Source organism: Corynebacterium sp. HMSC062E11 (genome assembly GCF_001811845.1).
Taxonomy (GTDB): Bacteria; Actinomycetota; Actinomycetes; order Mycobacteriales; family Mycobacteriaceae; genus Corynebacterium; species Corynebacterium hesseae.
The window spans coordinates 43,078-43,463 of record NZ_KV806838.1 but is presented as its reverse complement, the minus strand read 5'-3'; the positions used below and the strand labels follow the sequence as shown (position 1 = coordinate 43,463).

The window sequence follows — 386 nt, the reverse complement described above, 5'->3', positions numbered from 1 at the left end:
TAGCCAAACCAGGCGTGCGCATCACCTACCGCACGCAAGGCCCTAACACCCTTTCCATTACCGATGACGCCACCACGATTGCCAACATGCGCGGCGTCTTAGAATCCACCAACACCGACCTGCTTCAAGCAGCCAACGACGTCTTCTTCAAAGAAGGCACCGGTTCCAAACCCGCGGTGCGCACCCAAGTCATCGTCACCCTGAACGAGCTCGACCAGATCATAAACGGCGACGGGGACGAAATAGAGCTCAACTTGACTAACGGTGGGCGCATGACCGGGGCGGAATTCCTCACCCACAAATTCGCCGAAATAGGCTATGCCACCATCGTCCACCCCATTGAAGGACCCATCAACACCTGGCGGCTAGAGCGTGGAGCAAACTTC

1 pseudogene is annotated in these 386 nt (G+C 57.0%); it reads left to right on the top strand.

Annotated features, from left to right (window positions below):
• Nucleotides 1-386 (top strand): annotated as a pseudogene (locus tag HMPREF2822_RS13580) (HNH endonuclease); the annotation flags it as partial.